Genomic DNA, 14,477 nt, shown 5'->3' on the forward strand with positions numbered 1-14,477 from the left:
ATTTTTTCAAAAAAAAGCCGGAACATGTAGTTCCGACTTTTTTTCTTATTCTTCTACGACTTCAGCTGTTTGAACTTCATCGACTGTTCCATCTGTTACTGGCACTTCTTCGATGATTTCAACTTCGTTAATCGCTTGTGGTTCCAAGTTACGGTAACGAGCCATACCTGTACCTGCAGGAATAATCTTACCAATGATAACATTTTCCTTCAGTCCAAGGAGATGGTCTTTCTTACCACGGATCGCTGCGTCAGTAAGAACACGAGTGGTTTCTTGGAAGGAAGCAGCTGACAAGAAACTGTTGGTTTCAAGAGAGGCTTTGGTGATTCCCATAAGGACTGGACGAGCAGTCGCAGGAACTCCACCAGAGATAAGGACATCCTTATTAGCATCTGTAAAGTCTGTAATGTCCATAAGCGTACCCATGAGAAGGTCTGTATCTCCTGGATCCATGACACGTACTTTACGGATCATTTGACGAACCATTACCTCAATGTGTTTGTCGCCGATTTCTACCCCTTGGCTACGGTATACTTTTTGTACTTCCGCAAGAAGGTAAGTTTCAACCGACAAGACATCACGAACGGCAAGGAGACGTTTTGGTTGGATAGACCCTTCTGTCAGAGCCGCACCACGAGAGACTTGATCTCCTACTTCGACTTTCATGCGGGCAGTGTAAGGGACAACGTATTCACCCTCACCAGTTGCTCCGCTAACAAAGACTTTCTTGGTCCGTGTAGAAGCATCTTCTTCAATGGCTGTGACTTCCCCTTTGACCTCAGTGATGACCGCTTCCCCTTTTGGATTGCGGGCTTCAAAGATTTCTTGGACACGAGGAAGACCTTGAGTGATATCGGTATTTGAGGCAACCCCACCCGTGTGGAAGGTACGCATGGTCAACTGTGTACCAGGTTCCCCGATAGATTGGGCAGCGATGGTTCCGACTGCTTCACCCACTTCAACCGCATCACCAGTCGCCAAGTTGATACCATAACAGTGACGGCAGACACCATGGCGGGTGTTACATGTAAAGACAGAGCGGATAGTGACTTCTTCCACACCAGCATGAACAATTTCACGTGCTAGGTCTTCTGAGATCAAGGTATCTGGACCAACGATGACTTCACCAGTTTCAGGGTGTTTAACAGATTTCTTAGTATAACGACCTGTCAAGCGTTCTTCGAGTGGCTCGATCATTTCCTTGCCATCAGTAATAGCACGGATCACAAGTCCACGGTCTGTTCCACAGTCATCTTCACGAATAATAACGTCTTGGGCAACGTCAACCAAACGACGAGTCAAGTAACCTGAGTCGGCTGTCTTCAAGGCCGTATCGGTCATCCCTTTACGGGCACCGTGAGTTGAGAAGAACATTTCGAGTACTGACAAACCTTCGCGGAAGTTTGAAAGGATTGGCAATTCCATGATCCGTCCGTTTGGAGCGGCCATCAAACCACGCATACCGGCAAGTTGCGAGAAGTTTGAGATGTTACCACGGGCTCCAGAATCCATCATCATAACGATTGGGTTCTTCGGATCTTGGTTATCCACCAAGCGTTTTTCCAATTTCTCACGGGCTGCACGCCATTCAGCTGTAACAGCATTGTAGCGTTCGTCATCTGTGATCAAACCACGACGGAATTGTTTGGTGATCTGTTCCACACGTTTGTGAGATTCTTCAATGATTTCTGCCTTATCTTCAACGACCGGAATATCGGCAATCCCCACTGTCAAACCAGCAAGGGTTGAATGATGGTAACCTAAGTCTTTCAAGCGGTCCAAGAAAGCAGACGTTTCAGTTGTACGGAAACGTTTGAAGATTTCGGCGATGATATTTCCAAGATTTTTCTTCTTGAATGGAACGTTTAATTCTAATTTTTCAATCGCTGATTTGACATCTTGACCAGGCTCCAAGAAGTACTTAGCTGGAACACCTTCTGTCAAGTTGGCATTATTAGGCTCTTGAAGGTATGGAAGTTCTGCAGGCATGATATCGTTAAAGAGAATCTTACCAACAGTTGTCAAGAGAATCTTGTGTTGTTGTGCTTCTGTCCATGGTTTGTTTAAGCTATCCGTCGCAATTCCGACACGTGTATGCAAGTGAACATAGCCATTGCGAAGAGCCATCACGGCTTCATCACGGTCTTTAAAGACCATTCCTTCACCTTCACGACCAGCTTCTTCCATAGTGAGGTAGTAGTTCCCCAATACCATATCCTGAGATGGCGTAACGACTGGTTTACCATCTTTAGGGTTCAAGATATGCTCAGCAGCCAACATCAAGATACGAGCTTCTGCTTGAGCTTCTTCTGAAAGCGGTACGTGGATGGCCATTTGGTCTCCATCGAAGTCGGCATTGTAGGCTTCACAGACAAGGGGGTGCAAGCGGAGGGCTTTCCCGTCAATCAAGACAGGTTCAAAGGCTTGGATCCCCAAACGGTGAAGGGTCGGTGCGCGGTTCAAGAGAACTGGGTGTTCTTTGATCACTTCTTCCAAGATATCCCAGATACGTTCATCTCCACGTTCGACCAAGCGTTTTGCAGCTTTAACGTTTTGTACGATATCACGTGCAACGATTTCACGCATAACAAATGGTTTGAAGAGCTCGATAGCCATTTCACGTGGCACACCACATTGGTACATCTTCAGAGTTGGACCAACGGCGATAACGGAACGTCCTGAGAAGTCCACCCGTTTACCAAGCAAGTTTTGACGGAAGCGTCCTTGTTTCCCTTTGAGCATGTGGCTCAATGATTTGAGTGGACGGCTACCTGGTCCTGTGATTGGACGACCACGACGGCCGTTGTCGATCAAAGCGTCAACCGCTTCTTGGAGCATCCGTTTTTCGTTTTGCACGATGATACCAGGGGCATTCAATTCTAACAAACGTGCCAAACGGTTGTTCCGGTTAATTACCCGGCGATAAAGGTCATTCAAGTCAGAGGCTGCAAAACGGCCACCATCCAATTGGACCATCGGACGAAGATCTGGTGGAATAACGGGAAGGATGTTGAGGACCATCCATTCTGGCTTGTTGCCAGATTTGTAGAAGGCGTCCAAGACATCCAAACGACGCACAGCCTTCACACGTTTTTGACCAGTTGCAGTCTTCAATTCTTCTTTCAAGAGAGCAATTTCAGCTTCCAGATCCACTTGTTTCAAGAGGTCTTGGATGGCTTCTGCACCCATCTTAGCTACAAAGGAACCTGGTCCGTATTCACGCAAGCGTTCACGGTATTCACGTTCTGTCATGATGGATTTGTGCTCAAGTGGAGTATCTTTTGGATCGATCACCACATAAGCTGCGAAGTAGATGACTTCTTCAAGGGCACGAGGGCTCATATCCAAGGTCAATCCCATACGAGAAGGGATTCCTTTGAAGTACCAGATGTGTGATACAGGTGCTTTCAACTCGATGTGCCCCATGCGTTCACGACGAACTTTCGCACGTGTTACTTCAACCCCACAGCGGTCACAAACAATCCCTTTGTAACGGATTCGTTTGTATTTCCCACACGCACATTCCCAGTCTTTTGTGGGTCCAAAGATGACTTCATCAAAGAGACCTTCACGTTCTGGTTTCAATGTACGGTAGTTGATTGTTTCAGGTTTCTTGACCTCTCCATAAGACCATGAACGGACCTTGCTTGGAGAAGCTAGGGTGATTTGCATACTTTTAAAACGATTTACATCAACCACTATTTCTTACCTTTCCTTGTTTTCATACTTGTTTCATTTGGATACAGCTTAGGTGGGGGAAGAAAGGAAATTTTCTTGCCACCCCCTTGTGTCTGTATCTTGTTATCGAATCATCCTGTCAGAAGCATTGGTTGCTCACAGGACAATCATTTTTACTGATTATTTTTCTGATTCTTCGGCATCAAAGGCTGCTTTTGCTTCCTTTGCTGCTTTTTCACGTGCTTTTTCAAGGTCATCCACATGAATCACATCATCGTCTTCCCCTTCATCAAGGTCACGAAGTTCCACTTCTTGATCATCTTCGTCCAAGACACGCATGTCAAGACCAAGTGATTGCAATTCTTTGACAAGAACGCGGAAGGATTCTGGTACACCTGGTTTTGGAATTGGTTTACCTTTGGTAATCGCTTCATAGGCTTTCAAACGTCCGTTGACATCATCTGACTTGTAAGTCAAGATTTCTTGAAGGACATTTGATGCACCATAAGCCTCAAGGGCCCACACTTCCATTTCCCCGAAACGTTGTCCACCAAACTGAGCTTTCCCTCCGAGTGGTTGTTGGGTAACCATTGAGTATGGTCCGACTGAACGGGCATGGAGTTTATCATCAACCATGTGGTGAAGCTTGATCATGTACATGACACCAACAGAGACACGGTTGTCAAACGGCTCACCAGTACGTCCATCGTAAAGAATCGTCTTGGCATCGCTATCCATACCAGCTTCTTTCACAGTATCCCAGAGATCTTCTGAGCTTGCTCCATCAAAGACTGGTGTCGCGATGTGAATACCCAAGTTACGAGCTGCCATACCAAGGTGAAGTTCCATAACCTGACCGATATTCATACGTGATGGCACCCCAAGAGGGTTCAACATGATATCAACTGGTGTACCGTCTGGAAGGTAAGGCATATCTTCAACTGGAACAATACGAGACACAACCCCTTTGTTTCCGTGACGACCGGCCATCTTATCTCCGACGCGAATCTTGCGTTTTTGTGCAATGTAAACACGAACCAACATGTTGACACCAGATTGTAATTCATCACCGTTTGCACGGGTAAAGATCTTAACATCGCGAACGACTCCATCTCCACCGTGAGGTACACGGAGTGATGTATCACGCACTTCACGAGATTTATCCCCAAAGATAGCGTGAAGGAGACGTTCTTCAGCAGAAAGGTCTTTTTCACCTTTCGGTGTTACCTTGCCGACAAGGATATCGCCTTCTTTAACCTCAGCACCAATACGGATAATACCTGTTTCATCCAAGTCACGAAGAGCATCTTCACCAACGTTTGGAATTTCACGGGTAATTTCTTCAGGGCCTAACTTGGTATCGCGTGTTTCTGATTCGAATTCTTCCAAGTGAACAGATGTGTAGACATCTTCTTTCACCAAGCGTTCGCTCATGATAACGGCATCCTCGAAGTTATACCCTTCCCAAGTCATGTAAGCGACGATTGGGTTTTGACCAAGGGCCATTTCTCCTTTTTCCATTGATGGACCGTCAGCGATAAAGTCACCTTTTTCAACGGTTTCACCAACTTTAACCAGAGTACGTTGGTTGTAGGCTGTACCAGAGTTTGAACGACGGAATTTTTGAACATGGTAGACGTCCAAAGAACCATCTTCCCGACGGACTTCCACCTTATCCGCATCCGCGTAGGTAACTTTACCATCGTGTTGAGCAATGACTGCAGCTCCTGAATCATGGGCTGCTTGGTATTCCATACCAGTACCCACATAAGGGGCTTTTGGATCAATCAATGGAACAGCCTGACGTTGCATGTTGGCACCCATGAGGGCACGGTTGGAGTCATCGTTTTCCAAGAAAGGAATACATGCTGTCGCAACGGCAACTACTTGTTTTGGAGACACGTCCATGTAGTCGACTTGATCAGATGGGAACTCTTGGTTGTTACCACGGTGACGTCCCATAACGATTGGCTCAGCAAAGCCACCCTTTTCGTTCAACTTAGAGTTGGCCTGAGCAACGATGTACTCATCTTCTTCATCGGCTGTCAACCAAACGATTTCGTTGGTCACTACACCTTTTTCACGGTCCACTTTCCGGTATGGTGTTTGGATGAAACCATACTTGTTCAAGTGTCCGTAGGATGACAAGTTGTTGATCAAACCGATGTTTGGTCCTTCAGGTGTTTCGATTGGACACATACGACCATAGTGGGTATAGTGCACGTCACGCACTTCATATCCGGCACGGTCACGTGTCAAACCACCAGGCCCTAAGGCAGACAAACGACGTTTGTGAGACAACTCAGAAAGTGGGTTGTGTTGGTCCATAAACTGTGACAACTGTGAAGAACCAAAGAATTCTTTAATTGCTGCAGTTACTGGACGAATGTTAATAATTTGTTGTGGTGTCAAGACATCGTTATCTTGTACAGACATCCGTTCGCGAACGTTTCGTTCCATCCGTGAAAGTCCAAGACGCACTTGGTTGGCAAGCAATTCACCAACGGCACGAATCCGACGGTTTCCAAGGTGGTCGATATCATCCACACGGCCAAGACCTTCTGCAAGGTTCAAGAAATAGCTCATTTCTGCCAAGATATCTGCTGGAGTTACGATGCGTACTTTGTCAGATGGATTAGCATTTCCGATGATGGTGACAACACGGTCTGGATCTGTTGGAGCGACAACTTTGAATTTTTGCAATTCAACTGGTTCTGTCAAAACAGCAGCATCATTTGGAATGTAAGTGATTTTGTTCAAACCGTTATCCAATTGTTCAGAGATGCTGTCAATGACATCGCGCGTCATGACAGTACCAGCTTCTACAAGGATTTCTCCTGTTTCAGCATCCACCAATGGTTCTGCGATTGTTTGATTCAACAAGCGGTTCTTGATATTGAGTTTCTTGTTGATCTTGTAGCGACCAACTGGTGCCAAGTCATAACGACGTGGATCAAAGAAACGGGCTACCAACAAGCTACGTGAGCTTTCCGCTGTTTTTGGTTCACCTGGACGAAGACGCTCGTAGATTTCTTTGAGGGCTTCATCTGTCCGTGAATCCATTGGATTTTTGTGGATATCTTTTTCGATAGTATTGCGAACCAATTCGCTATCCCCAAAGATATCGATGATTTCATCATCTCCTGAGAATCCAAGAGCACGCACAAGCGTTGTAAATGGAATTTTACGTGTGCGGTCGATGCGTGTGTAGGCGATGTCTTTTGAGTCGGTTTCAAGCTCTAACCAAGCTCCACGGTTAGGGATAACTGTTGATCCATAACCAATCTTACCATTCTTGTCCACCTTATCATTGAAGTAGACACCTGGTGAGCGGACCAATTGAGATACGATAATCCGTTCTCCACCATTGATGATGAAAGTTCCCATTTCAGTCATGATTGGGAAATCACCAAAGAAAACTTCTTGGGTCTTGATTTCACCTGTTTCTTTGTTGACCAAACGGAAGGTCACAAAGATTGGTGCTGAGTAGCTGGCATCGTGAATGCGCGCTTCTTCAAGCGAATACTTGGGTTCGCGGATTTCATAACCCACAAATTCCAATTCCATTGTATCCGTGAAGTTTGAGATTGGAAGCACATCTTCAAATACTTCCTTCAAGCCATGATCCAAGAAATCTTTGAATGAGTCTGTCTGGATTTCAATCAAGTTTGGTAAATCAAGAACCTCTTTGATTCTTGAAAAACTACGACGGGTCCGATGTTTCCCGTATTGAACGTCATGTCCTGCCAAAGTTTTTAGCTCCTTTTTCTATACTAGGATAGCTTGGTAACATCACTCCTACCACCTATCCGGTTTTAACTACAATTTTGTGATTTGCATCACGTGAAGAGCTGTCTCTTCACCTTATTCGTCGCTTTTTGTAATTTTTAGAAAAATTAAATTTGTGTAACAAACTAGGGTTTTCCTGAAAAATAGGCACAAAAAGAGCAGCTAAATCGACTTATTCAAGTAAGATTTAACTGCTGTAAGCTCTTATTTGGACAATATTTCAAATAAAGCACACGACAAATTAGTTATCACTATTATATCGTTTTTTGCTCCAAAAATCAAGGCTTTCTCTAGGTTTTCTACTGGATCAGACTAGCGTCGATTGCCGCGATTGGAACTATTTCGATTTGAACTATTGCTTGATGAACTATTGGTTGTCGAATTGTTCTTATTATTCGACTGATTGCCACTGGTATTGCCGAGAATTGCTGCCCAAGCACTTTGATAATCGCTATCCGATCCCCCGATGGCAAAGCGGTATTGAGTGGTTGGCGCTCCGTTTTTAGCCCAAAGACTGGTTACCGTTTGACCGCTCACATCGATATCCCGGCCATTGACATTGACGCGGCCCGGTCTTTCACCAGTCGATTTGAGCACTTCAGAACGGATCACACTCTTATCGAGAGTGAATTTATCCTGAATCCCAAAGAGACTTGGATCTGCTTGGTAGATCGCATTCGCCAACTGCGCCATGTATTGAGCATTGTTGTTGTATCCGGTCAAGGTTTGCATGGAAGCATTGTTGTCATGACCGATCCAACCTCCTAAAGAAACATTTGGGGTGGACAACATCAACCACATATCCCCGTTTGAGTTGGTGGTACCAGTTTTTCCAATCCAGTCAGCACCTGCCAGCGTTGGGTTGACTTGGCTAATCCGTGACTTAAAGGTCGTTGTGGCACCAGATGTGATGACCCCACGCAAGAGATCCTGCATAATCGTTGCTGTTGCTGGAGAGTAGACACGAACCGGATCTGCTTCGTGCTTGTAGACTACATCCCCATCTCGGTCGATGATTTGCTCCACCATGTAGCGTTTGAGGTAGTTCCCATTGTTAGCAATGGTTTGGAAACCGTTGGTATGTTGGGCAACAGTGACCTCAATTCCTCCCCCCATTGGTAGACTCTCAATGCCATATTCAGGGATATCATAGCCCATTTTCTTCATGTAGGATGGGACATCCACACCCTTTTCACGAAGGGTTCGGTAAGTCCAGTAAGCCGGAATATTCCACGAGGTATTGAGGGCCTCACGGAGATCCATCATGGCTGTTCCTCGGCTATCCACGTGCATGATCGGCTCCCCACTTGAGAAATTAGTTGGGTAGTTAGAAAGGATGCTATTACTTCCCATCAAGCCTTGGTCGATCGCAATCCCATAGGCCAACAGTGGCTTGATAGTAGATCCTGGGGAACGTTCTGTATCAAAGGCATGGTTGTTTTGGTTACCATCAAAATTTCGACCACCGATAAATCCTAAAACAGCACCCGTTCGGTTGTCCATCAGGACATTCCCAACTTCTACCAGTCCCGTTCCATCATCCAAGACGCTTCCAAAATTCGCGACTGCAGCCTGCATCGCATTGTGAACCGGTTTGTTAATAGTGGTTTGGATAGTGTAACCACCTTCGCGCAACTCACTCTCAGCTAATTCTTGATAAGCCTTGACAGTTTCATTATTTTTCAGGTCTTGCTTGGTTACATTGTCTCGCTTGATCAAGTAATCATACATGGCCTCTTTTGCTTCTTCCATTGCTTGGAAGTAGAGGTAGTCATGCGGTGTTTTCTCGATGCCATCTGGAGCGATGAAGTCTTTGGTCAAGTCGTACTGAGCATAGGTCTCGTAGTCTTTTTTCGACAAGGCTCCTGTCCGGTACATATTGAACAAAACGTCTTTGGCACGCGCCAGACCTAACTCGAGGTTCTCCTTGCTCTTTAGGCTACCGTCTGCAGCATAAGGAGAGTAGACAATCGGACTTTGTGGCAAGCCAGCGATAAAGGCCGCTTGTGGAACGGACAAGTCTTTCGCAGAGACGCCAAAGATCCCTTGAGCTGCAGCTTCCACACCCGCAATATTTTGTCCCCGATTGTTGCGTCCAAAAGGCGAAACATTTAAGTAGGTGGTCAGGATTTCATTTTTATCCATTCCCCGCTCTAAAGCCAAGGCATCAACAATCTCTGTCGCCTTACGAGTAAAGGTTGGAGCGTCTCCCACGACTTGCTGTTTGATCAACTGCTGGGTCAGGGTTGATCCCCCACTAGAGGAACCCACGCCGGCTACAGATCCAAGTGTTGCCCGAAGAACGGCTTTAGGTACAACCCCCTTGTGGCTTTCAAAATTCTCATCCTCAGTAGCAATCACAGCCTTCTTGACATTGTCTGAAATGGCGTCTCCTGTGACTGGCGTGCGGATCAAATCACTGTCCACTTCTGCAATCAAGCTCTTATCGGAATAGGTCAGTTTTGAAACACTGCTAACATTGCGAACCTGCTGGACCAATTCTTCTGTCTTTGGAACCTTGACGTTGCTAAAGAGGCTCGCCGCATAACCAATCCCGATCCCTGCGCCAAATAAAAAGAGGCACACGAACAGGGCGATCATGACATCCCACAAGAGTTTGAGGGTGCGCAAAAAGGTCGCAAAAATATCGCCGACAGACCAGCTACTTTCCTCATTTTTTTCCTTATTCGGAGTTTCTGTATACATCTTTGCAAAGAATTTTTGGACTTTCTTCCAAAACTCTTGCAGCTTCTCTTTTAATTGATTCACTGATTCTTTCTCCTTGTTCCCTATATTATAGCAGATTAGGCCCTTTGTTTTCAATCACAAGAGCGTAGAAATCGTCACTCAATCTTCCTGGGTAAGGACAAGAAAATGATGGAAAGCATTGCCATTTCCGTGGTTTATGGTAGAATAGAGAAATGAATAAACTTATAAAGGAGAAAAGACACATGCACATTTTTGATGAGCTAAAAGAGCGTGGTTTGGTATTTCAAACGACGGATGAAGAAGCCTTACGCAAAGCACTGGAAGAAGGTCAGGTTTCTTATTATACTGGTTATGATCCAACTGCTGACAGCCTTCACCTTGGTCACTTGGTTGCCATCTTGACGAGCCGTCGCCTTCAACTAGCAGGCCACAAACCTTATGCGCTCGTTGGCGGTGCGACTGGTCTCATTGGTGATCCGTCCTTCAAAGATGCTGAACGTAGTCTCCAAACAAAAGAAACTGTACAAGAATGGGTTCGCTCCATTCAAGGGCAATTGTCTCGTTTCCTCGATTTTGAAAATGGTGACAATAAAGCCGAAATGGTCAACAACTACGATTGGTTCGGAAGCATTAGCTTTATTGACTTCCTTCGTGATGTCGGAAAATACTTTACAGTCAATGCTATGATGAGTAAAGAATCTGTTAAAAAACGGATTGAAACAGGGATTTCTTACACAGAGTTTGCCTACCAAATCATGCAAGGCTATGACTTCTACGTCCTCAACCAAGAACACAATGTAACCCTTCAAATCGGTGGATCTGACCAATGGGGAAACATGACAGCTGGTACTGAGTTGATGCGTCGTAAAGCAGATAAAACTGGTCATGTTATGACTGTGCCTTTGATCACAGATGCAACTGGTAAGAAATTCGGTAAATCAGAAGGCAATGCGGTCTGGCTCAATGCAGACAAAACATCTCCATACGAAATGTACCAATTCTGGATGAATGTGATGGATGCAGATGCTGTGCGCTTCTTGAAGATCTTCACTTTCTTGTCACTTGATGAGATTGAAGAGATCCGCAAACAGTTTGAGGCCGCTCCTCATGAACGCTTGGCTCAAAAGATCTTGGCGCGTGAAGTGGTTACCCTTGTCCACGGCGAAGAAGCCTACAAGGAAGCCCTCAACATCACAGAACAACTCTTTGCAGGAAACATCAAAAACCTTTCTGTCAAAGAACTCAAACAAGGCCTTCGTGGTGTGCCAAACTACCAGGTCCAAGCAGAAGATAACCTCAACATTGTTGAACTCTTGGTCACAGCTGGTGTGGTCAATTCTAAACGCCAAGCCCGCGAAGATGTTCAAAATGGAGCTATCTACGTCAACGGCGAACGCATCCAAGACCTTGACTATGTCTTGAGCGATAGCGATAAATTAGAAAATGAATTGACCGTTATCCGTCGCGGTAAGAAAAAATACTTTGTTTTGACTTATTAAGAAAGTAAAACCACGAAGTTTGGTATGAACTTCGTGGTTTTCTTACACACTTTTTTCTGGGACTATTTCCCTTTTCTACGATGCAACAAAGCTTGGTTGATTCGTTGAGTTTTTTTATGGAGTTGCCAAATCTGGTAAAGCCAGATCAGGCCGTAAATGGCTAGAAAGATCAACCAAGGAATAGGACTCTGTAAGGCTGCCCCCCAGCCAAAAAACAAGTAGGTTAATGCTAAGATGGCAGCTGTCACAACTAAATGCAAGGCCACACGCAAACTATAGGTCAAAAACTCTTCTTCCTCAAGAATGAATGTCAAGACCCCCATTGTCCCACTCATCAAAAAGATCGCCAGGATATTGCGGACATTTACAGCGGGATAGACGATGTTGGGATAGACATGGGATAATAACACCAAACACAAATAAAAGAAGGATCCTGTCCTCATACCAGATACAAAATAAGCTATAACTCGTTTCATCACTTTCTCCTATACCCCTAAATAATCCATCAAGGATTTGACATATTTCCGACTGACACTTGATTTTACTCCGCGTGTCAGTTTAGCCATCATATTGCCTGAAAAACTATCCGATAGCGATTCCAAATGGTCGATATTCATCACCGCGTGGCGGGATATCTGTAAAAAATTACGACGATTAATCCGATGTTGAAAATTTGTCAAAGTATCTCTGACGGTGAACGTTTTGTCTGTCGTATAAATGGTTAGCTGATTCTTATCAATCTCGGCTAAAATAATGTCATCAATTTTCACCATGATCAAATGATCATCTGTTTTGATAGGAATCACTACTTGATTCACTGTCGAAAACTGTTCAAGATAGTCCATCACCTCTCGTGCTTGATCAGATAATTGCTTGGCTTGAATGACCACACAGGGGTCGTTTTCTGGGATATCCTGTTTTTCCTCAAAACGAATCTTCATTCCTACTCCAATTCTCACTTACTTTCTTTTACTCGATCTTTTTGCTAAGGAAATCCAAATCCCCAAAGCTAGAAGAATACCACCTAACACTATAAGGTATGTTTGTTCCTTTGTCAATAAGGCTTGCCATTTGAGCTGAACGCCCATTTTTTCTTGAAATTCTCGAAGAAGATCATCTCGCCCCTTAAAGGTTTCGCTCACTGCTTCTTTCATGAGTACTTGTCGATAAAGTGCAGCAATATAAGTTGCTGGAGTACATTCCATTAGTAGTTGTGCAAAATCAGGTAAAACACCTAAAGGTACATAAGTCCCTACCAAAAAACCAGAAGCTGTACCCACTATGGTCGAAAACTTCCCAAGACTGTCTACGGAATGGAAAAAATAAACAAAAATGGCATTCACTAAACTAGAAAGCAGGCTACTAAGCAACATGATGAGGAGTACCTCAGGTAATAGAGAAAGGGTTGGAACTTCTCTAAAATAGCCACACATCAGCACATACATAAGGGCCTGCATGAAAAAAGAGATGATGATTGCGCTCGTTAGATACGAAAATGGTAACCGCCACTTTCCTTGGTCCGATAAATAAAGATCCTGATCTACTTGATGTTCACGGTCCTTTACTAACTGAGTCAGGGCAGCCAGACTTGTCGTAATCCCTGTCACAGCCAGCGTCCCACTCATTAACCAATTATTTAACACAGGACCACTATTGGGGAGCTGAGCCCAAGCATCTGTTAGATTTTTTTGAAGAAAAATAATATAGAGAACAAAGGAAATCAAGGCTCCCAACAGGGAGAAGAAAACTCCTGAACGATTCCTAAAATACAATAAAAAATTTCGCTTTAGTAAGGCTAGCATTAGCGGACCTCTCTTCCTGTAAGTGCAATAAAGGCATCATCCATGGTCCCTGGACGAAACTCAAAATGGGCTAGATTATCTCTAACTTGCGCCAGATAATCAATGGCTTCCCTTTCACTCTTGGGTTGAAAAATATACTCCAATTGACTTTGTTGCTCTACTGACATTCCCGAAGATTTGAGACTTTCTATCTGCTGCATCTCCTTGAAACGAATCTTTAAGATATTAGTAGCATACTGACTCTTAATATCTAGTGCCGATCCTTGAGCAATCACTTCCCCATGGTCTACAATATAAATTTGATCAGCTTCATCTGCTTCGTCAAGATAATGCGTGGTCAAAACAACAGTCATTCCCTCTTCTCTCTGCAATTGATAGAGCAAATCCCAAATAGACTTCCGGGTTTGGATATCCAGACCTGTCGTTGGCTCATCTAAGAACAAAAGGTCTGGACTGTGTAGTAGAGCACGCGCAATGTCAACTCGACGCTTTTGGCCACCTGAAAGCGTTCCGTATTTCTGCTTTTGGAAAGCTGATAGGCCTAGCCGACCAATGAGATCAGACACACGATCGGGTTTTAAGCCTTTATACTGTTTCGCACGAATGGTCAGATTTTCCCTAACCGTTAGCATCTCATCTAAGACACTAGTCTGGAAGACCACACCAATTTTAGTACCTGGTTCATAGATGATTTCACCTTGCGTTGGTTGTTTCAAACCAATCAATATGGAAATCGTTGTTGATTTCCCCGCCCCATTTGGTCCTAGAATCGCATTAAAGGTTCCCTTTTCAAACTGTAAATGAATATTGTTTACGGCTAAATGATTTCCATATCGTTTACTGATGTTTTTAGCTTGTAATATCATGTTCTCTCTCCTTTTGATAGAACCAGTCTAACAAAAAAGCCATTTAAAAAACGGCTTTTGGGGATAAGTGGTCAAAATGAAGAGATGAGTGGCGAGATAGAAGAGATTAAAATAAGGAAATTAAATAAAGAGAC

At 44.4% G+C, this 14,477-nt stretch carries 8 protein-coding genes; 1 reads left to right on the forward strand and 7 read right to left on the reverse strand.

The features are described 5' to 3' along the window. Positions 1–45: 45 nt before the first annotated feature. The 3 genes from rpoC to pbp1b form a co-directional block, all read right to left on the reverse strand. Positions 46–3,699, reverse strand: a complete 3,654-nt coding sequence (gene rpoC / locus O3626_RS07965) for a DNA-directed RNA polymerase subunit beta' (RefSeq protein ID WP_195423841.1) — start codon at positions 3,697–3,699, stop codon at positions 46–48. Between the two features lie 159 nt (positions 3,700–3,858). Further along, positions 3,859–7,428 (reverse strand): DNA-directed RNA polymerase subunit beta, encoded by a 3,570-nt coding sequence (gene rpoB, locus O3626_RS07970; protein WP_371496279.1) that lies wholly within the window; start codon positions 7,426–7,428, stop codon positions 3,859–3,861. A 351-nt stretch (positions 7,429–7,779) separates the two neighbouring features. Further along, the gene (gene pbp1b / locus O3626_RS07975; RefSeq protein WP_371496281.1) at positions 7,780–10,236 is read right to left on the reverse strand and encodes a penicillin-binding protein PBP1B; all 2,457 of its coding nucleotides are present in this window, start codon (positions 10,234–10,236) and stop codon (positions 7,780–7,782) included. Positions 10,237–10,418: 182 nt separating this feature from the next. Here pbp1b and tyrS point away from each other — a divergent pair, with 182 nt between their 5' ends. After that, positions 10,419–11,675 (forward strand): tyrosine--tRNA ligase, encoded by a 1,257-nt coding sequence (gene tyrS / locus O3626_RS07980; RefSeq protein ID WP_003004779.1) that lies wholly within the window; start codon positions 10,419–10,421, stop codon positions 11,673–11,675. A gap of 62 nt (positions 11,676–11,737) precedes the next feature. Here tyrS and O3626_RS07985 read toward each other — a convergent pair whose 3' ends face one another. Genes O3626_RS07985 through O3626_RS08000 form a run of 4 tightly spaced genes read right to left on the reverse strand, consistent with a single transcriptional unit; the run spans position 11,738 to position 14,343 of the window. Beyond that, positions 11,738–12,151, reverse strand: coding sequence for a DUF3021 domain-containing protein (locus O3626_RS07985; RefSeq protein ID WP_129299633.1), 414 nt, complete (start codon positions 12,149–12,151; stop codon positions 11,738–11,740). Between the two features lie 9 nt (positions 12,152–12,160). Continuing rightward, positions 12,161–12,616 carry a LytTR family DNA-binding domain-containing protein gene (locus tag O3626_RS07990; protein WP_031572580.1) on the reverse strand — a complete coding sequence of 152 codons (456 nt, stop codon included), beginning with the start codon at positions 12,614–12,616 and terminating at the stop codon, positions 12,161–12,163. A gap of 18 nt (positions 12,617–12,634) precedes the next feature. Beyond that, a complete protein-coding gene (locus tag O3626_RS07995) occupies positions 12,635–13,477 on the reverse strand; it encodes an ABC transporter permease (RefSeq protein WP_070448820.1) in 843 nt (280 codons plus the stop codon). After that, a complete protein-coding gene (locus O3626_RS08000) occupies positions 13,477–14,343 on the reverse strand; it encodes an ABC transporter ATP-binding protein (RefSeq protein ID WP_129299632.1) in 867 nt (288 codons plus the stop codon). The genes O3626_RS07995 and O3626_RS08000 overlap by 1 nt, the downstream gene beginning before the upstream one ends. Between the last annotated feature and the right edge of the window lie 134 nt (positions 14,344–14,477).

This window comes from Streptococcus sp. 20925_1_77, from assembly GCF_041432125.1.
GTDB lineage: Bacteria > Bacillota > Bacilli > Lactobacillales > Streptococcaceae > Streptococcus.